This window comes from Myxococcus sp. CA040A (assembly GCF_013336725.1).
Classification (GTDB): domain Bacteria; phylum Myxococcota; class Myxococcia; order Myxococcales; family Myxococcaceae; genus Myxococcus; species Myxococcus llanfairpwllgwyngyllgogerychwyrndrobwllllantysiliogogogochensis.
On sequence record NZ_JABUMR010000008.1, the window covers coordinates 57040 to 76212 of the forward strand.

General features: G+C 70.9%; 17 protein-coding genes. 1 reads left to right on the top strand and 16 read right to left on the bottom strand.

The annotated features are described in order from the left end of the window. Positions 1-6: 6 nt before the first annotated feature. Genes HUA75_RS33280 through HUA75_RS33355 form a run of 16 tightly spaced genes read right to left on the bottom strand, consistent with a single transcriptional unit; the run spans position 7 to position 18118 of the window. Positions 7-1932 (bottom strand): hypothetical protein, encoded by a 1926-nt coding sequence (locus HUA75_RS33280; RefSeq protein WP_174488681.1) that lies wholly within the window; start codon positions 1930-1932, stop codon positions 7-9. A 38-nt stretch (positions 1933-1970) separates the two neighbouring features. Then, entirely contained in the window at positions 1971-2903 is a 933-nt protein-coding gene (locus tag HUA75_RS33285; protein WP_174488682.1) for a hypothetical protein, read from the bottom strand. Positions 2904-2906: 3 nt separating this feature from the next. After that, the gene (locus HUA75_RS33290; RefSeq protein ID WP_174488683.1) at positions 2907-5348 is read right to left on the bottom strand and encodes a phage tail protein; all 2442 of its coding nucleotides are present in this window, start codon (positions 5346-5348) and stop codon (positions 2907-2909) included. A 2-nt stretch (positions 5349-5350) separates the two neighbouring features. After that, positions 5351-7705 carry a putative baseplate assembly protein gene (locus HUA75_RS33295; RefSeq protein WP_174488684.1) on the bottom strand — a complete coding sequence of 785 codons (2355 nt, stop codon included), beginning with the start codon at positions 7703-7705 and terminating at the stop codon, positions 5351-5353. 1 nt (position 7706) lies between these two features. Then, on the bottom strand, positions 7707-8099 hold the full coding sequence (locus HUA75_RS33300; protein WP_174459090.1) for a GPW/gp25 family protein: 393 nt from the start codon (positions 8097-8099) through the stop codon (positions 7707-7709). 21 nt (positions 8100-8120) lie between these two features. After that, the gene (locus tag HUA75_RS33305) at positions 8121-9683 is read right to left on the bottom strand and encodes a hypothetical protein (protein WP_174459089.1); all 1563 of its coding nucleotides are present in this window, start codon (positions 9681-9683) and stop codon (positions 8121-8123) included. Beyond that, positions 9677-10381, bottom strand: a complete 705-nt coding sequence (locus HUA75_RS33310) for a phage baseplate assembly protein V (protein WP_174488685.1) — start codon at positions 10379-10381, stop codon at positions 9677-9679. Before HUA75_RS33310 ends, HUA75_RS33305 begins: the two co-directional genes overlap by 7 nt. After that, on the bottom strand, positions 10381-11466 hold the full coding sequence (locus HUA75_RS33315) for a phage late control D family protein (protein ID WP_174459087.1): 1086 nt from the start codon (positions 11464-11466) through the stop codon (positions 10381-10383). The genes HUA75_RS33310 and HUA75_RS33315 overlap by 1 nt, the downstream gene beginning before the upstream one ends. A gap of 12 nt (positions 11467-11478) precedes the next feature. Further along, positions 11479-11667, bottom strand: a complete 189-nt coding sequence (locus HUA75_RS33320; protein WP_174459086.1) for a hypothetical protein — start codon at positions 11665-11667, stop codon at positions 11479-11481. A 3-nt stretch (positions 11668-11670) separates the two neighbouring features. Further along, the gene (locus HUA75_RS33325; RefSeq protein WP_174459085.1) at positions 11671-12570 is read right to left on the bottom strand and encodes a hypothetical protein; all 900 of its coding nucleotides are present in this window, start codon (positions 12568-12570) and stop codon (positions 11671-11673) included. Between the two features lie 4 nt (positions 12571-12574). Continuing rightward, positions 12575-13084 (bottom strand): phage tail protein, encoded by a 510-nt coding sequence (locus HUA75_RS33330; protein WP_174488686.1) that lies wholly within the window; start codon positions 13082-13084, stop codon positions 12575-12577. Next, the gene (locus tag HUA75_RS33335; protein ID WP_174459083.1) at positions 13081-14589 is read right to left on the bottom strand and encodes a phage tail sheath protein; all 1509 of its coding nucleotides are present in this window, start codon (positions 14587-14589) and stop codon (positions 13081-13083) included. Before HUA75_RS33335 ends, HUA75_RS33330 begins: the two co-directional genes overlap by 4 nt. A gap of 37 nt (positions 14590-14626) precedes the next feature. Next, a complete protein-coding gene (locus HUA75_RS33340; RefSeq protein WP_174459082.1) occupies positions 14627-15082 on the bottom strand; it encodes a phage tail protein in 456 nt (151 codons plus the stop codon). Positions 15083-15099: 17 nt separating this feature from the next. Next, positions 15100-16761, bottom strand: a complete 1662-nt coding sequence (locus tag HUA75_RS33345; protein ID WP_174459081.1) for a phage tail sheath subtilisin-like domain-containing protein — start codon at positions 16759-16761, stop codon at positions 15100-15102. Positions 16762-16772: 11 nt separating this feature from the next. Next, the gene (locus HUA75_RS33350; protein ID WP_174488687.1) at positions 16773-17510 is read right to left on the bottom strand and encodes a hypothetical protein; all 738 of its coding nucleotides are present in this window, start codon (positions 17508-17510) and stop codon (positions 16773-16775) included. Next, positions 17507-18118: a DUF4255 domain-containing protein gene (locus HUA75_RS33355; protein WP_174488688.1), complete on the bottom strand. Its 612-nt coding sequence runs from the start codon at positions 18116-18118 to the stop codon at positions 17507-17509. Before HUA75_RS33355 ends, HUA75_RS33350 begins: the two co-directional genes overlap by 4 nt. Positions 18119-18538: 420 nt before the next feature. Here HUA75_RS33355 and HUA75_RS48025 point away from each other — a divergent pair, with 420 nt between their 5' ends. Continuing rightward, positions 18539-18982 (top strand): transposase, encoded by a 444-nt coding sequence (locus HUA75_RS48025; RefSeq protein ID WP_371746264.1) that lies wholly within the window; start codon positions 18539-18541, stop codon positions 18980-18982. The last annotated feature ends 191 nt before the right edge of the window (positions 18983-19173 follow it).

A 19173-nucleotide genomic window follows, 5' to 3' on the forward strand; every position in this document is an offset into this window, starting at 1 on the left:
CCGTGGCTAGGTGGGAGGCGTCTCGAGCGTTTCGCGGATCTCCTCGACGGCGCTGTCCAGGGTGCGCCCCTCCCGAAGCGTCCGGGTGACGATGCCCCGCAGGTGCTCCACCTTCTCCGCGCCCTCCCGGCCGGCCTGCAGGGCGTAGCGGTCCAGTTCGGCGATGGTGCTGGCGCGCGCGAGGGCCTCCTGGGGAAGCGTGCTCGCGACGCTGGCCCCGGGCTTCGCGCCGGTGGTGCGCCGAGGGGTGGGGGCCTTGGCCAGGAGCGCCAGGCCGCCGCCCCGTCCCTCATAGGTGTAGCGCTTCTCCACGGCGGCCACCGACTCGGCGGTGACACGCTGCTGGCGGAGGATCTCCCCGGCGGCGCCCGCGAAGAGGTGCCGCGCGCCGGCGTCGTCGTCGCGCAGCAGGTTGCTCAACAGCTCGTAGGCCTTGCCGATGCCCAGCGCGCTGGCGCGCGAGGGGAGGGTGCGGAACTCCGTGTAGAGCCCCGCCTCCTTTAGGGCGCTGGTGAAGTCGTCGTCGGGAGGCTCCGCGTCCTGGGGCTGGCCCACCACGGCGGCCTTGTAGGGGAAGTTCTTGCGGCGCGCGTACCAGAGCGTGGTGGCGTTGGAGAGCAGGCCGCTCCACACGGCGTCGGCCAGGCTGGGCTCGGTCATCTGCGTGGCGAGCGCCGTCGGCGTGCGGCGCAGCGTCAGCGCCTTGAGTGCATCACCCGGCCGCCGCATGGCGACCAGGCCTGAGGCCGTGGCGCGCAGTTTCAGCGTTCCGGTCCGTTCGCCGGGGAAGAGAGCGGACAGGGCCTGGGTCATCTCCTCACGGGGGATGGGCACCATCACCAGCACGGACACGGCGGTCAGCTCCTCGCCCGTCTTCGTCAGGTCGATGGGGGCCAGGAACAGGCTCTCCGCCAGCAGTGCGCCAATCTCGTCCTCGGGGACGAACGACAGCTCCACGTCCACCTCGGGCGGGAAGAAGACCTCCGTGGACTCCTGCCCGCTCACGGCGACGGCGGCCGCGGGGAGTGGGCCCGCGGGGGGCAGGGCGAAGAAGTGCTCGCTGGCCGCGAAGCGCTCCCCCTGGTTGACCTGCCGACGGGACTCGAGCACCTCTTCCAGGTGCTCCCGGTACTGCAGCAGGTGGGCCTCGCGCAGCGCGCGCGGCGCCTGGCCGAAGCCCAGGAAGTCCGTCTGCTCCGAGCCCACCTCGCGGCGCACGAGGAAGCGGTCGATCCACCGGATGACGCCGTGGTCCAGGGCGAGCATCCCGATGGGCAGGGCGTCCACCGGCGGGCGCAGGCCGCCGTTGCGCACGAAGATTTCATGGGCCACCCGGGAGCGGCGCGACTCGAAGCCCGCCCCCGCGTGGTTGTCCGGGTAGGGGATGAGGGTGATGGCGGTGGCCTCGATGATGTCGCCGTCCTGCGCCGTGCGCGTGCCTCCCACGGAGCTGGGGTACGACGCCACCAGGTTGGCCGTGTACTCCACCGGACGCAGCGCCACGATGTAGAGCCCGGAGCGGTTGCGGGCCGTCTCGCGGGGGATGGGCGCCAGTCCGAAGGCCGCGTCCAGCCGCTGCACCTCCGGGATGTCGTCCAGCCGGACGTTGGTCAACTCCCGAGGGATGACCACGGCCTCGCCCGAGGGGGTGACGCCGTGGCCCGCGGTGATGCGCAGCGCGCGCGGGTCCGGGCCCTCCTCCACGCTCAGCCCCGTCACCACGCCCACGCCTCCGCCGCGGCCCAGGTCCGCCTGCCGGGTGAGGAAGTAGGCCTGTTCGCGCGTGAGGTCCTTGGCCGTCAGGAAGCGGCCATCGAAGAAGAAGGAGCGCAGCCGTCGGTCGTCATGGACGAGTGTGCCCGCGACTTCCAGCCTCTTGGCGGCGTTGGGTTCGAGCCGCTCGCGCGCCGGTCCTATTGTCGTATCAATCATCGCAGCCACTCTCCCCGCGTCTTGTCGAAGTCCAGGGGCTAGATGCCCAGCCAGCGCGCCAGCGCCGCCACCGTGACGGCGAACGGGCGCATCTCGTTGTCCACGGCCACCGCGCCCGTGCGTACGGGCCTGCCACCGCCATCCGCCGCGTTGGTGACGCCCACCGCCACGCGAGCGAGGAACACCCAGGCGGGGTCGGCCACCTTGCCCCCGGGCTGGCTCGCGTCGAAGCGCAGCGCATGGGGCAGGAACTCATCGCCCCACAGCCGGTCCAGCAGTGACTGGCGGCTGGGCAGCCATGAGTCGAGGATGGCCTTCTTCAAGGCGCTCCTGCGCGTGGCCTCGTCCCCGGACGAACCCGGGAAGGGCGTGCCTCCCGCGGGACGAGGCCAGGGCCCCGCGGGCACCCCGGGCAGCGGTTGGAGCACCGTCTCCAACCGAGGCACGAGCCGCAGCTCGAAGCCGTCGCGCAGCCGCGCCGGCGACACCGCGTCCGTCGCGTCGTAGAGCCCCGAGGCCAGCGCTGGCGTCCAGCCGCGCTCGTACACGCGGAAGCGCACGAAGAGGTCGGCCACCACGGCCTGCTCGGGCAGCTCCGCCGGAGGCAGGCCCATGCCCAGGTCCGCCCGCGCCCGCCTGAGCAATTGCGCCGCGTCGTGGCCCTCGTACCAGCGCTTGACGCGGATGCACGCTCGGGACGCGACCTCCACCGTCCTCCCGAGCGGATCCACCGCGAGCCCTGGCTGGACGGCGACCTCCGCCTCGCTGAGCGCGTCCGAGTACGGCTCGTGGAGGACGCGCAGGCCGGAGGCCGTGCCCGGGCCATGCAGCGCCGCGAGGGAGCGCGCCAGCCGGCCCCGGTGGTACGTCTGTTCCGCGACGAAGTCCGGCGTGTCCAGGAGGACGCCCGTCGCGTAGTACGTGCGGTCGGTCGCCTCGTTCTCGAGCAGCGGGTCCATGGGGGAGCTCATCGGCTAACCTCCTGCAAGAAGTCGGGGGTCCAGGCTGGGTGGTCGCTCGAGCAGATTCTTGCTGCCGAGCGCGCCCTCGCCCACGCGAAGGGGCTGGGGGCCGGGCGGTGGGCCCAGGTACGTGTCGATGCCCACGAGCGACGCCACGCCCACCATGAGCGGATGGCTCGCCCGCTTCACGGAGACGGCGACGTGCGCGGGGGCCTCCAGCTCCGCCACCCGCTGCACCAGGCCCAGCTCCCGTGCGTCGAGGTCCTGGTGCACGAGCACCGTGACGCGGTGGGCGAGCTCCGCGAGGAACCGCTCCACCGCGGCCTCTTCGGCGGCCGTCGTCGGGAGGTCGGGGCCGAAGAGCGCGAGGAACTCCCGGCTGTCCTCGGCGCCCAGGAACAGCGTGTCGCCGACATACGAGTTGCCGCTGCGATGCAGGCCGGGCAGCAAGGCATCCTCCTCGTCGCCCAGGTTGATGCCGAGCAGCGTGGAGAAGGTGCGGCGCAGCCGGAATTCCTCCACGACGACCAAGCCTCCTCGCGAGATGCCTCCGTCGGTGAGGGCGTCCAAGGCCAGGCGCAGGCCCCGCATCGTGCCGCGCCAGGGACGGATGCGTGGGGCGGCCTCCAGCATCCGCCGCCGTCGCTCCTGGGGAATGGAGGCGTCGAAGGAGAAGCCAATCCAGCCCGCGAGCCACTCCAGCGACTCCTCGGGGACGGTGCGCGGGTCCGTGAGCAGCGAGGCGCCGGCGATCTTGTCCTCGATGGGCGTGAGGACACCCTCCACAAGCCCGAGGAAGCGCTCCATGAAGTCCGAGGGGGTGCTCGTCGCCGGCGCGTTGGCCTCGTCGCCGAAGACCTGCTCTCGGTAGAGCTCCGGCAGGTAGTTCTCTGCGTACGAGAAGCGCGGGCCATGGACGCGCAGCGCGGCCAACTCCGGCGAGGAGCGGCCATCTCCGACGAGCTGCACCCGCACCCACAGGTAGCGCCCCTGGAGCGAGCGCACGCGCAGCCCCGCGCGCTGGATGAGCACGGTGAAGAGTCCCCGGCGGCCGGGCACGGACTCGCCGGGCAGCAGCCCGGGATGGAAGGGCAGCTCCGAGGACTCGGGCACCCACGAGCCCCGCGGTACCTGAAGCGCGCCGCTGACGGAGGACGCGTCCCCGAAGAGGTGCTCGTGCCAGGTGTCCTCTGCGTCTTCGGCCGGGCGCTGCGCGGTGGCTGTCGCCGCGAGGAAGACGCGGATGCCGCAGCGGGGCGGCAGGCAGGCCTCCAGATAGAGCCGGTGCCAGACGGCGCGGGCGCTTCCCGCGTCGAGCAGCGGTGCATCGGGAGGCGTGGCGTTGCGCAGGGAGCCATGGATCGCGAAGGACGGCAGCGACACCGGGTGCAGCGGCTCGGGCGGGCCGCCCAGGATGGGGTAGTGAAGCTGCTCGCGGGGGCCATGCAGGAAGGGGCCGCCGTCGTGGTGGGTGAGTGGGTAGTAGTCGCCCAGTGGCGCGGCGAGCTGCTGCCCTGGCTCCAGTTCGTAGGCCACGACCTGCGTCGTGGTCTCCCCCGTACGCACCAGCACGACGAGGCGCTCGTCCGAGACCCACGCGAAGCTGAAGGGCCTGCGAGCGCCCAGCAGCGCCACGGGCGCCGTCAACCCGGTGCCGGTGACGAAGCGCAGGCGCGCGGAGCCGTCGCCCGGCGGCGTGGCGCTCGCGGCGTCATGCACCCAGCTCAAGAGGGCGAGCCGTCCGTCCGGACAGGTGGCGAGCCCCACCAGCACCTCGCCCGGGAGGCTGGGGCCGTCCAGCATGAGCGACATCCGGGGCGGGTCGCGGTTGTCCTCGGGGTTGAAGACGGTGGGCGCGCGCTCGCCGGGCAGGCCCCGGTGGAGCGGCCGTCCCGTCACCTGGGCCAGCTGGACCTGGGCGGGGCCCGAGGGAGCGCTGAGCGAGGCGGGCCGGCCCAGCGCGAACACACCGCCTCCGGGCGCGGGCGCGAGCCGCCAGGCCTCGAAGCCCTCCAGCGACGTGGTGGCCGGGTCCCAGCGGTTGCGTGTGTCCTTGAGCAGCACCTTGCCGCCGCCCGTGGCGACATAGAGGACGCCATCCTCGCCAAGCACCAGGTCATTGGGCCGCGCGCGGGGCGTGGTGGCGTCGAAGCGCAGCAGCGGGTACGGCTCGGGGCCGGCGCCAGCGGCCATGACGGTGGCCGTCGCCGCGTCGAGGTAGGCCCAGGTGCCGAACGCGTCCAGCGTGCCGGGCACCTGGTTCACGAGCTGCTCGGCCCGCGCCGGTGCGTCGGGCTCGGTCCAGGGGAACGTTCCGGGCGAGCTCGCCAGCCGCACGCTGCGGCGGCGGGTGTCGCGGTGGATGGCGTGCGGCAGGGACGGGCCCTCCGGGAGGGGCTCCCAGTGGACGAGTGGCTCTGCCAGCATCCAGAAGCGCAGCCGGTTCGCATCCATGGTCAGCAGACCTCTGGGACGACGGGGACGGCGACCCCGGGCTGGGATTGGAACGGGTCTGGCGCGCCCTTCAGGTCACGCGGCAGGCCTCCGTCCGCGTCCACGACGACGGCCATCAGCTCCGGCAACTGCCAGGGGCGCAGCACCAGCTCCACTGGCATTCCGGGCACGGGGCCGGCCAGTGCTCGCCAGCCGGAGGGAGACGGGCTGGTGCTCGCGGGCAGCGCGGAGCCGGAGGCGCCCGTGGACGTGACGGACGCCGCGGGCCGCACCTCGAAGCGCGCGGAGGTGGGCCCGTCCGAGCCCGAGGGCGTCGGCGGCAGCGCCACCACGGTGCCGCTGCTGAACAGGCGCACGCCGGTGATGGAGTCCACCCCGGGCACCTGGGCGATGGCCACCTCCAGCTCGCGGTCCCTCACGGCGCGCCCCAGCGTCCAGCCTCCGCCCTGTGGCCCTGCGGGAGGCAGCGGCCACAGCCAGCGGAACAGCGCCTCGCGCACCGCGTTCACCACCGTCTCGCGGCCGAAGCCCTCTCGCACGGTGATGCCCGTGGCCAGGCCCAGCGGTACGTACTCGCAGCCGATGACGTACAGCTCCGTGGCCAGCGGCCGGCGCGCGTCCAGGTGCGCGTGGACGCCCTCGAGGAAGGGGCGGTCCGGGCGCGGGTTGGGCGCGCGGAAGGTGCTGGAGGGCGGAAGCACCATGACTGTCACCACGCCGGGGACGTTCTCCCGGCGCTGGTGGGGCTTGAAGCGGGGGAGCACCTCCACGCGGCCGGGCGTCGCTCCGGGGCTGCCGGCGGCGAGCCAGCGGAAGTCCTCCGCCGTCACCGCGCGCTCGCCATGGCGCAGGGTGGAGGGGATGCGCCGCTCCGCGTCCGGGAGCGTCTCCGCGTCCTGGCCTCCCTGCGTGGGCATCGCCTGCTCCACCTTCATCGCGCCGGAGGGCGCGGTGCCGTCCAGCGTGAGCGCGCTTAGGGCCTTGAGCGTGCCCGCGGGGAGGTTGCCGGCCACGCCTCCGCCGGTGCGCATCCGGGCCACGCGCACGCGCATGCCCACCACGGGGATGCGGCCGCGCACGCCGTTGCCGAAGCGCACCAACCCCGCTTCCGCGTCGAGCTGGAAGGCGGCCGAGTCGCGCCCGGTCAGCGTCAGGTCGTCCACGAGAGTCCACGGGCGGTAGCCCTGGCCGGGCTCCTCCACCTCGAGCTGGAGCGACTCGCGCTCCACCGAGCCCATGGGCAGCTTCAGCTCCTGGTCCGGCGTGCCGTCGCCCTGGCCCACGACGACGGCGGTGTACGTGCGGCGCTGCTCCACCTCCACCGCGTTGATGCCCACCCAGCTGAGCGACAGGTGCGACAGCCTCACCGTGGGGCGCAGCCGCAGCCACGCGACGAGCCGCTCGGTGCGCTTGACGTCATCCAGCCGGGGAGGGCGGTCGCCAACGCCCGCGTGCAGGCTCTGGCGCACGTCGTTGGACGGCACGCCAATCGGGTGGCCTGGCATGACCAGGTGGATGACGCCGCGGCGGGTGAGCCCCTGCGAGGAGTCGTAGGCCACCGACAGCAGGTGGTAGGTGGGGTTGCTCTGCGCGTCCGGGACGCCGCTCAGCTCCCACTGGTGGGGGATGCGGGCGCGGGGGCCAATCTCCTCATGGAGGGCGGGCACCTCGATGGACGGCATGATGCCCACGCTGAGCACCCGGGGCGCGCCCGCGGAGCCCGTGTTCAGCTCCTGGCGCAGCGGGGCGACGTCCGCCGCGGTGGGCGCCAGCAGCGCCAGCCACAGACAGTGGTCCACCGTCCGCTCCACCACGTCGAAGCCCGCGGACTCCGCGACGCCGCCGGGGAACAGCGCCGTGGTGACGTAGTAGGCGGCCTGCGCGGAGGACAGTCCGTACACGCGCGACAGGCCCGTGAGCAGCAGGCTCATCTCCTGGCGCTCGGCCTGGGTCAGCGGCCGTTTGTAGTAGGCCTCCGCCGTCAGGTGCAGGACGGGCAGCTCCGTGCGCGTCTCGAAGGGCACCGGCCCCCGCACCTCCGAGTACGGACGCAGCACGACAGAGGGCTGCAGCGTCTGGCTGTCGAACCGCACGCCCACCACACTGGTGGAGGCGACGGCGGGGCGCAGCTGGATGCCCAGCAGGCGCAGAAATGCGAGCCGCTGGCGCTCCGGGATGAGGTTGGCCCGGTACAGCACGGTGTCCGCCAGCCAGGCGAACAGCTCCAGCAGCGTGCGGCCCGGGTCTCCCTGGCGAGCGTGGGTCCACTCGGGGGTGTGCGCGGGGATGCGGGAGAGCAGCTCCTCGACGAGGTCGTCGAAGTTCCGGTCGTCGAGTCTGGGAGGGACGATGGGCATCCTAGGCTCCGAGGTCCAGGGTCAGCCCGAGCCCCTGCACCGTGCCGGTGCGGCGCAGCCGGTAGACGAGCTCCACGCGGGCGTGGGCGGGCGCGCCGTCGACTTCCAGCACGTCGACGCGCTCCACGTCGATTCGCGGCTCCCACCGCGCCAGCGAGTCCACGACCAGGTCGCGGATGCGGCGTCGCGTGGCGAGCACGTTCGCCTCTCCGACGAACTCCTCCAGGCCCGCGCCGAACTCGGGGCGCATCAGCTGCTCGCCCGGCCGCGTGCGGAGGATGACCTCGATGGACTGGCGCACGCTCGCCTCGAGCGTGGGGAAGTGGAGCTCCCCGCGCTCGTCGGGCACGGGCAGCAGCGGGAAGCTCACCAGCGGTCGTGCAGGGGTGTTCATCACGTGGGTCTCCAGGCAGCCTCACCGGCTCCGGCGAGGGAGCGGGATGCAGATTTTGATGAAGGGCAGCCACCAGAAGAGGATGTTGAGCAACGACAGGAAGATGCTCAGCACGATGAACGCGCAAAGCGTGATGATTGGGATGTTGAAGCCGCAGATCCAATCGAGCCCGAGCGAGCGCCCCTCGCGCGCCTTCTCCTCCAGGAAGTCCTTCGCCTTGTTGCGCGACAGCAGGTCGAAGATGTTGCCGGGGACCTGGAACGCGACGTTGGGCAGGAAGTTGCGCGCGTTCTCCCGGGTGACGGCGGGCAGGGCGACCTGGATGGGCGGCAGCCTGCCGTTCTCGTACCAGTGCGCGATGCGGAACGGCTGGCTGGGCGGGCCCCAGAGGATGGCGGGCGGACAGCCGTCATCTCTCCGGACGCGGAGGAAGGCGCGGACCTCGTAGCGGGCCTCCGGCACGTCGAAGCGCCCGCGCCGGGGCAGTAGCGTCGCGAGCCGGCTCTTCGAAGCCTCAGCGCCGGCCCGCACCAACGCGGACACGTCGCCGGACGACGGGCGTGGCCAGGCATCCGGCATGCGAAAGAACCGCTCCGGTCGGCCCAGCACGAAGACGTCCGCGGCCTCCGCCAGCGCGTCTCCCAGGGGCTTGCTCGTGGCGCCGAACCGCAGCGTCAGCCGGTTGAGGGCCGTCTTCATCGCCGGGGACTCGAAGGCGTTGAAGACGCTGACCAGCTTGCGCATGAACGTGGCGAACTGCTCCAGTCGCTGCCCGGCGACCTCGCGCGCGGCGCCGGAGAGCGAATCGTCCTCGGTGAGCTCGTCGGAGTAGCGGTACGAGTACGTCTTGCCGGCGATGCCCTCCAGGTTCACGCCCACCGAAGCCGAGAAGTACGGCAGGAGCATGTCGCGCAGCTCGTCCTCTTCGTAGCGGGGAGGCGGCGCCGCCTTGCCGGACACCTGCTCGGCGCTGGCCACGGGCACCAGTCCGTAGAGGATGGTGCGGCGCGTGGCGGCGCAGACGTGGGGCGGCGCCACGAAGAGCCGCGACACGCTCTCCTCGTAAGGCACGGGCGCGCCGAGCGCGTCCTCGACCAGCGCGTCCAGCGTGGGGTGGCCCGCGGGGAACGTCGCCTTGCGGCGAACGGGGTCCGGGTCCGTGTCGAGCGCGCGCGCGTCCGAGAGCGGCACCCAGCCGCGCACCTCGCCGTTGAGCTTCATCCACCCCTCGCGTTGGCCGGAGGTGGGGTTGAGCCGGCGCACCACCAGGCCCGCGCTCTCGATGCTCGCGGGGTCCAGCCGCGGCTCCCCGGGGATGTCGCAGAGGGCCTCGAGCACGGCCAGCTGGAACGAGCGGTGGACGGGCTGGTACAGCTTGAGCGATGGCGCGCCCTCGCCCGCGTTGCGCACCGTCGCCGTGAGCTGCTTGCGGCCCTCGTCGCTGCCCAGCTCCGCGAGGAACGCGGAGATGAAGTCGTCGTCCGTGCGCTCCACGAGCACCGGGCGGTTCTCCGTCGACGGCATCGGCCGGCCGCTGCCACCGTCGAAGGTGAGCCCTCTCAAGAGGGTGGGGTGGGCTACCATACGTTTCCAGCTCCGGGCGTGTAGGTCGCGGCCACGACGGTGGTGGCCTGGAGGACGTCGCACTTCACGACGCCGGAGAACGTGGACATGGCGGCGTCCACCTGGACCTGCGCGGCGGACACCTCGACGCGGCTGGCGGAGACCTTCACCGTCAGCGGCGTCTGGACGGTGACGCCCTGGGTGTCCAGGGTGACGGTGTTGCCCGCGGCCTCCAGGATGACCTTGCCGCCGTCCCGCTGGGTCACCGTGACGATCTGCCCGCCGGGCGTGGTGAGGGAGACGGTGGCCTGGCCGTCCGTCTCCTCGACGATGGCGATGCGGCTGCCCTTGCGGCCGGTGAGGGTGTAGCGGTCCACGCGGTCCCCCGCGCCGCCCAGCTGCTCGGAGGGACGGGCGGCGCCGTTCCACAGCCCGCCCACGACGAGCGGTTGGCGCGGGTCTCCGTTGACGAAGACGATGGCCACCTCGTCGTCCACGTCGGGGATGAAGAAGGCGCCGCGCCCGCCGCCGGCGAAGGGCACCGCGACGCGGGCCCACACGGTGGCGTCCCCGTCGCCAATCGTGTCGGGCGTGCTGACGAGGCGCACCTGCACGCGCGACAGCTGCTCGGGGTCCGCCACCGAGGTGACGCGACCGAGGTAGGTGCCATGCAGGGCACCCAGGTGTGGCGGCATGGGAGCCTGGGGCAGGGGCTGCATCACGGACCTCCCAGGAAGGCGCACTCGGCCTCGAAGTCCGTCTCGTAGCCGCGCGTCAGGTCGTAGCGGTGATGGGCGCGGACGACGTAGTAGGTGTTGTCGTAGCGGCGGCCCAGGCCTCGCAGCGACAGGTGCGTGCCCACGCGCAGGGAGGGGTTGCCCTCGGCGGTGCCCTCCACGCAGACGAAGCGGCGGGCGCGCTGGTCGAACGCGGCGTCGGCCAGGGCCCGTGCCTCCGCATCCGTCATCGCGGAGAGGTCACCCAGGTGCTCGGCGCGCGCTCCCAGGGTGGAGCGGAGCACCTCCGCGCCCTGGCGGCCACCGCCGGGGCCGAGGTTCGTCCCGGTGCCGCGGCCGGAGACCTTGCTTCCGGTGAGCGCGTTCCAGCCGGAGACGGAGACCTCGGTGGCCTGGTGGGCCAGGTCCACCATCACCCGCGCGCGGCGCAGCTGGCTGTGGAGGGCCAGCTCCACGGTGCCACGCCGCACGTCCTTGCGCGGGGCCACGTGCAGCTCCTCGCCCACCACCTGCAGGTCGCCGTCGCGCGAGGCCAGGAGGCGCCGCAGGAAGGCGAGGTCGCTCTCGTTGAGCTGCACGTGGGGGCCCATCGGCGCGTCGAAGCCGTCGACGACCGCGCGCATCCCCATACGCGTGGCGAGCTCCTGGGCCAGCGAGGCAATCCTCGTGTCCAGGTGGACTTGCGTGCGGCGCGCGAGCCGGGCCCGCTGGAGCGCGTCCTCGGCCAGCAGGAGCAGCGCCGGCCCGGAGGCGCCCTCGAAGCTCGCCTCCATCCCAGTGACGAGCCCCCGGAAGATCTCCCGAGGGGCGTCCTCGTCGCCGGCATGCACGGAGACGGTCGTCCCGAGACGCACGAGGGCTTCGTCCTCGAACGCTAGGTCCATCTTTCCGTCGTCGAACCGCGCGGTGTTGTCCAGGCTCAGCTCCAGCGAGGACATGCCTCCCTCGGACTCGGTGATGTTCATGGTCCCCAACTGCTGGGTGACCTTGTCGGACGCACGCCCGTCGATGCGCACGGTGGGGCGCGCGGAATAGAGGGGCCTGCTGCTCAGTGCTTGTTCGGCCATGGCGTCCGGTCCTCAGTCCGCAGTGAGCCGCGTCCGACGCCAGGCCCTCGTCCGGAGCTGACGCTCCAGCGCCTCGGCGTGCTCGGGGCCAGGCGCGCCGCCCGGTGGAGTGGCCTGCGCCGTGCCCGCCTCGGGGGGCTGCTGCGCGGAAGGACTGTCGCTCACGCTCCCCACCACCTCACCAATCGAAACGATGCCCATGGCTCACTCCTCCTCGAAGCGCATGCGGACTCGCGTGTTCCCACCCAGGCGCGACCCTCGGCTCAACATCCGTCCGCCCAGCTCGAAGGTGGCGCCGTCCTCCGTGGCGTGGGTGTGCGTCTCCACCCGCTGCACCAGTCGGCTCGCATCCAGGCGCACGGTGGACGCGCTGACGGAGGGCATCCGCAGGCCGGAGAAGGCACCCCGCAGCGAGGGGAGTCCGCCTGGGCTCCCTCCAATGCCCACGCTCGCGAAGGCCGCCGGCGGGGAGAGCGTGGCGGACACGTCCACGGTGAGCACGGGGGCGCTTGGAAAGCGCATGCTCAGCTCGCCATTCATCGCCGCGATGGCCCGCCCCGCGGAGGGCGCGCCCGCCTGGGTGGCGGTCGTCGTGGTGGAGCCGCCTCCGGGCGGTCGAGCCACCTGGGACTGGGAGTCGGCCCCGGCCTCGGCGGGGCTCCAGCCGGCTGCCTGTTGTCCCGGCGCGCCGCGCGCGAAGATGTCCTCGTCCTGCGTCATGCCCAGCGAGACGCTGGAGCGCAGCGGCACCCCGTCCGAGGAGAAGAAGTCGAGGGTCTCCTTGTAGGAGTCCACGATGCCCTCGAACTTGAAGGCGCCCCACTCGAACGCGACGAACGGGGGCGGCTTGCCCTTCTCGCCGAGCAGCCGCGCCACCTTCACCGTCGTGTCGCACACGTTGTCGAGCGTGTCCGTGGTGTCGAAGACGAGCTCCACGGCGAGCTTGGCCGTGCCCTCGTTGACCACCTGCCGGCCGCCCTGCTTCTTGCTCTTCTTCTCGTTGAGCTTGGTGGACAGGGTGAGCTGCAGCGAGGCCGGGTTGAAGTGCACCTCGATGGGGGATTGCCCCTTGGGAGTGAAGGTTGCCTTGGTCGGCGCGCTCATGGGGTCACTCTCCCGTCCCGGGTTGGGACTCGAGGAAGAGCCCCTCGTGGGCGAGGTGCAGTTCCTCGATGCCCACTTCGGTGGCCCTGGCGTTGAAATCGGCGGCCTTGAACTTGATGGGCATCGCCCGCTCCAGTCGCCAGGTGAGCAGGACCTGTGGCTCTGACGCGTTCGGCGCCGGCATCGCCTTGAGCAGGATGCGCACCGTGCATCGGTGCCTGGTGTCGCCGGTGGCCACGCGCTCGAACCACTTGAAGAGCCGGCCGTCGCGGGAGATGCCGCGCTTGAGCACCACGGTGGCGAACGTCACCGGCCCCACCCGCTGGATGGCCCCGTAGTTGTTCCCGCCCGACTTGATGACCTTGGGCTCCATGGTGGATTCCAGGCCGGTGCACTCCGAGAACGCGCCCGCCGGGGCCGGGCTCAAATCGCCCCCGTCGCCATGGAGCGGCTGCTCCTGGATGGAGACCTCGAAGCGGAAGGTGAAGAGCGGCTCGAAGGGCTGGGTCGTCATGCTGCTCCCTCCGGCGACAGCGAGAGCACGCCTTCCTCGGCCATCGTCAGGACGACGTGGATGCGCTCGAGCGCCGCGGCGGCGTCGAACTCCACCTCCGCCACCAGCCGCCCGGCGTCCAGGTCGTCCTGGGTCATGGTGGTCCTGTCGCAACGGACCCGGAACGCCTCGCGGGGGCTCGTGCCACGCAGCGCGCCTGCCTCCCAGAGGCGGACGAGCAGTCCTTCGATGCGGTACACCAACTCACGCCAGGTGCGCTCGGCGGAGGGCTCGAACAGCGTCCGCACCCCGGCGCGCCGCGAGGCGCGGATGAGCACGGAGAGCAGCCTGTTCACCCCGGCCTGTCGCCAGCTCTCGCTGGGGCTGGTGGTGACGTCGGAGAGTAAGCGCAGTCCCCCGGCGGTGTGGCCCAGCAGGCTCACCCGCTCCAGCCAGGGCTTGTCCGGGCCCTCACCCCATCCTGCGAGCGGGCGTTGTGTGAGGGCGCTTCGGTCCAACAGGGGGAACAGCTCATCGACATCCGCGAGCGCCGCGTTGAGCGCGCTGCGGAAGGTGCCTCGCAGGAGCGCGCCCCGGGCGAGCACTCCCGCCAGCAGGCCCTCGGGACTCTCCAGCGCGCCGGGCAGCCGGGCCGAGCCCGGGGTGCGTGCCCACGGGTAGACGAGTTGGACGAAGGCGCTCTCGATGAGCCGCAGGTGACCCGTGGCGAGCAGGAAGGTGTAGGCGTTCTCCTCGGCCACCCAGTCGCGTCCGTGGGCGTGGGCCACGGCGTCGGGGTGGGGGAGGGGAATGGCGGCGACGAGCTGCACCTCGCGCACGTGGCGCGAGAGCAGGGCCTTCACCCGCATCAGGAAGTTCGCCCAGCGCGTGTAGCCCTCCGCGTCCGCGCGGGGCGTGGGCCGCGTGGAGAGCTGCTGGTCCCCAGGGGTGGGGGCCGGTGTGGAGCACTCGACGAAGACCTCGGGGCTCGACGGCGGCGTGACGGGCGGCGGTAGCGGGTCCTCGTCCACGGCGAACAGCGCGGCGAGGTCCGGCATGCACAGGAACGACACGTCATCCAGGCCGAGCAGGTGCGCGGCGCCCTTCCACGTCCCGCGCTCGTGCGGCGAGGCGTCGAAGAGCGCGCCGGTGCCGGGGAGCAGCTTCTGCGCGAGTGCCGCGCGCTCCGCGCGTGGGGCCTGGTCGGGCCAGGGATTGCCCGCGCGGACGACGTAGCACTTGCGTCCGCCCTGGGTGAAGAACGAGCGGACCGCGGCGCCCAGGTAGGTCCCCTCCCAGGCGAACAGGCGCGCGAAGTCGCTCCAGCGCTCGATGGGGACCGGCACGTTCTCCAGGTCCGACAGCGGCGCCGTGCTCCAGCCGTGCTCGACGAGCCACTGCTGGATGTCCCGCGGGACGGGCGTGCCCGGGGTGCGGCGGACGAAGCCCACGAAGCAGGCGAGGTCCGCGCGCTCGGGCGCGCTCACCGGAGCGCGTGTGTTGACTTCGAAGACGAGGCCACTCATCCCAGACTCTCACCCGTCCCGCGAGAAGGAGCTTCGGCTACGTCACGTTGGGGAAGCCCGTCAGCACGTCCTCGGCCGACAGCACCAGCTCCTCCATGGCGACGTCTCCGCCGCCCTTGGCCGCGAGCGTGGGGCCCGTGTACTTCATGGGCGTCACGTTGATGAGCTTCCACGACTGCACCGGCGTGCGGGCCTCGTCCATCAGCGTGATAAGGATGAAGTCCTTGCGGCCGTTGACGCCCGTGGCGCGCACCGCCTCGATCCACTCCCAGATGACGCGGGAGGCGACGAGGCCGCGCTTGAGGGTGACGTCGCCCGTCTTGTAGATGCCGGGCACCTTGCGCACGTGGCTCTTCGGGTCCGTGCCTTCTCGGTACTCGGCCATCGTGAACTCGGTGTTCAGCCCCGAGGCATCCGAGAAGCCGCCGAAGGAGTCACCGCCAAAGCTGACTTCGAAATTGAATGCACCGTAGGGCGTGGGGCGCGTGCTCATGTCCTGGTTCCTTTCCCCTAGCTGCGGGCATCAGCCGTCTTCTGGCCGATCCGGAAGATGACGAACTCCGCAGGCTTCACGGCCGCCACGCCGACCAGGCAGATGAGCCGGCCATTGTCGAGGTCGTCCTGCGTCATGGTGCTGCGATCACAACGGACGAAGAAGGCCTGCTTCGGATCGCCACCGAGCAGCGCGCCCGAGCGCCACTGCGTCTCCAGGAAGCTGCCGATCGTCTCCCGGATGTTGACCCACAGCCGCTCGCCGTTGGGCTCGAAGACGGCCCACTGCGTGCCCACGTCGATGGAGCGCTCCAGGAAGTTGAAGTAGCGCCGGATGTTCAAGTACTTCCACTCCGGGTCGGAGCTGGCCGTGCGAGCGCCCCAGACGCGGTAGCCGCGGCCCGGGAAGAAGCGCAGGCAGTTGATGCCCAGCGGGTTGAGCACCTCCTGCTGCGCGAAGTTGACGTCCGTCTCGAAGCGAAGCGCGCTGTTGACGACCTCGTTGGCGGGCGCCTTGAAGACGCCGCGCTGCACGTCGTTGCGCGCGTAGATGCCGCTGATGAATCCCGAGGGAGGGAGGGCGATCTCCTTGGGGATGCTGTCGTCGCCCGCGCGGGCCAGGGGGTTGGCCACCACCACCCACGGGAAGTAGAGCGCCGCGTACTTGGAGTCGATCTGTCCGCGCCACTCGCGGACCTGGCTCAGGCCGAAGCCCTCGGGGGTGTCCAGCACCGCGACGCGGTAGGCGCGCCGCTTCTCCGCGGAGGTGATGAGCGCGTTGCGGACGCCCGGGCCAGTGGTGGTGCCATACGTCGAGGAGCCCGGAGCGGCGATGATGGAGATGTCCTCGATGGCCGCCAGGGCCGCGAGCGCCGCCTCGTACTGCGCCGTGTTGGGCGCGTCGCCGTCGAGGCCCCCCGTCAGGGTGAAGGTCTGGGGCAGGGTGCCTAGCGCCGACTTCAGATCTCCACCCGCGGGCGGGGTGGTGCCGGTGAAGTGGACGGCGAACTGCCGCTGGATGGTCTCGGACAGGCGGGTGGGGGTCTCCGACAGCACGCTGCCGATCCACCGGGGATGCTGGGGATCCAACCCCACGTCCTCGTACGTCACCTCTCGGCCGGCACCATCCCGGGTGCGGATGGAGAGCGTCACGAGGTCGCCGGCTGGCGTGTTGGGCAGCGCGGGGGCCCAGCCGCTGGCGCCCTTGAGGTGCGTCACGGGAATGGCATCGTTCGTCACGAACACCGAACCCGTCGGGGCGCGGTCCAGCGCGATGGGGCTCGCCGTGCGCTGCATGGCGCTGACGGTGATGGTGCCGTTGCCTCCGCGTCCCGGGAAGCGCGCGACGAAGCTGTGCCCGCTGGCGCCGATGGCCGCCGAGGCGAAGCCCGCGTCCGCGGACGTGGTGACGACGCGCGAGACGTAGAGGCGTGAGCCTCCCTCGTTGAAGTAGGCGCGGACCGAGTGCGCCAGGTAGTTGGTTCCGTACGAGAGCGGGTCCAGCCCTCCGTAGATGCGCTCGAAGTCCGCGAAGCTGGTGAGCAGCTCCGGTGTCCCTCCCGAGGGGCCGGTGAGCGTCGGACCGACGAAGCCCGTCGTGCTGGTGCTCACCCCTTCAATCGACTTGGCCCGGAAGCTGGTCTCTTCGACATACACCGCTGGTGCGAGGTATTCAGGCATGAGGCCCCCCTCTATGAAGTCGGGATCTGGATCCGACGGTGAATCTCCAGGCCGGAGGCAACCTGGAGGGTGAGTGGCAGCAACGTGAAGCTGGCATCCGGGACGTCCGGGTCAGGCGGTCCCGCCCCGCTCGGCGTGGGCGCCGCCTCCAGGGTGGCCGGGAAGTTCGTGTGGATGAGCGCGTCATCCTCATCCTGTCCCCAGCGGATGATGGGGATGCGGGGGACCAGGAGCAGCACCTCGCCGCGTGCGTCCGACAGCCCGAGTCCCACCGTGGACGGACGGTCCGGGACGTCGACCTTGATGCGAATCACCCAGTGCGACAGTGGCTGCTCGTCGCCGTCCAGGAGCGACAGCCGCACCACCGCGCTGCCCGGTGCGGGCCGGGCCGTGGGCGCCAGGTACATGCGGACATCCACTGGCGTGAAGACGGAGCGGCTGGGGTCCGGAGGCGTTCGTGAGGCATCGCGCGGCAGCTCGAGCGAGACGCGGCGGGGAAGGTGTCTTCCGCTTGGATCGGACACGGTGAGCGCGAACGGCGTGGTGGCTGGCGGCGGGGGCGTGTCGAAGCTGCCTGTATAGGCTTCGAAGCCCGCGGCCTGGGTGAGGACATAGAGCGAGCGCGGGTTGCGCACGACGCGGGTGGAGTTCCCGGAGACGGTGAGCGGGGAGGTGAGGGGCTCGAAGGTCTCCCCGTCCAGGAAGCGGAGGGCCGCGAGGATGCGACTGTCGATGGATTCCCACATCATTGCGCCTCCCCTCGTTCTCCATAAGAAAGACGTCGAGCGACGACTGGCTTTGCCGCGAGACCTTCCGCGACATCGATTCGGATGACGCGGGCGATGTAGGAGACGCTGAGCGTGTAGGGGCGCTGGAATGTGTCCCAGATGCGCATCAGGTCCTCGTTGCTCAGCTCCGCGGGGATGAGCTGCACCATCTCCCCCGGCCCCCAGCCTCCGTCCTCGTTGAGATCCGACGCGCTGAGCGTCTGGTGGGTGTGGAGCAGGTTCATGGCCCATCCCAGCAGACGGTGCTCGTCCTTCGCGTCCTCCGCCCAGACCGTCAGCAGATAGTGGAGATCCAAGGCGAGGGGTGGATGCGTCGACGCGGAGCCCCCGGTTGCGGGCTGGTTCCGCAGGTGCTCATTCATTGTCACGCGATACAGATACAGCGTCAGTGCGGGCCGGACGGGATCGGTGGCGTTGGGCCCACCTCCCATCTCCTTGCTGGAGAAGAGATTGAAAGCCTGGACATTCGGGAGTTTCGCTCGTTGCTCGGCCGGCAGGCTTTCATAGGCGTGCCTGAAATAGGAGACAAGCGATTCACCAATGGAATGAATTGCGAACAGGTTCGCCACGCCGTCCCCCTTTCGGCCATGAATTCCAAACGCACTCTACGTGAGTCTATTTCCATAATTCAAACAGATTCTTGTGCCTACTCATGGGATGAGGTGTCTCGATGAGATGTCATACGCAGGTTCTGGCGCACCGCATCGAATGTGCCTGTGAAAGAGACGCATGAGACTGAGATCCTTCGTCAGGAGTTGTCTCGAACGACGTTGAAGGAGAGGACCTGGTGGATGCGCCCCGTGCGTTCCGGACTGGCGAAAGAGGATTCCCGAAGCCGTTCATGTCGGGATGTAGGAGATGACGTGGGTTCGGTTCGGAACGGATTTCCGTTTTGATAGGTGTGATTGGATTTCGCGGTAATCTTATCTTGTGCTGGGAATTAGCGTTCGCCGTGGAGGCGACTTCGTGCCGGGGGGCGTATGGCTTTGATGTCGCCGCGCTTCGCCCGTGCGTGCCCGGGGGAGTTGCCCCGGAGGTCAGGAGTCTGCGGGCGGCGAGGGGGCCCGCGCCTCTTGGACCACAGCCGAGCCACCACGCCCGTGACGAGCAGGAACAAGCCCAGCCAGCGCAGGACGCAGCCGAGTCCAGTCTGGGACGGCCTCAACCAGCACCACAGTGCCGAGACGCTCGACTTCGTCGCCTGCCACCCCGAGGACTTCCGACTTGAGCGGCTGCCAGGAGATGCGCCAGACCTCAATCCCGAGGAGGGCTGCAACGGCGTGGTGAAAGCGGAGCTCCGCAATGCCACACCCGACTCTGTCGCCGAGCTGCGTGCCCAGGCACGCGCTTCATTCGTGCGCCTGGGCCACCGTCACGACATTCTCGCTGCCTTCTTCCTACACGCAGGCTTGCGCCTTACCGGATTTCCCTGAAGCCGGTTAGACCCCTTTAGAATTGCCACGAGCTACCGCGCGTCACCGCCGACCTCTCGCTGAAGACCCGTCCGAGACTCCCTCAAGTTCCATGCGTGGGCATGAGACTGTTCACATCACACATGCCTCGGGTCCCGCCTCGACACGACGGGAGCATCGCACCACCCTCATGGGTAGGAGCGCCCCGCTCA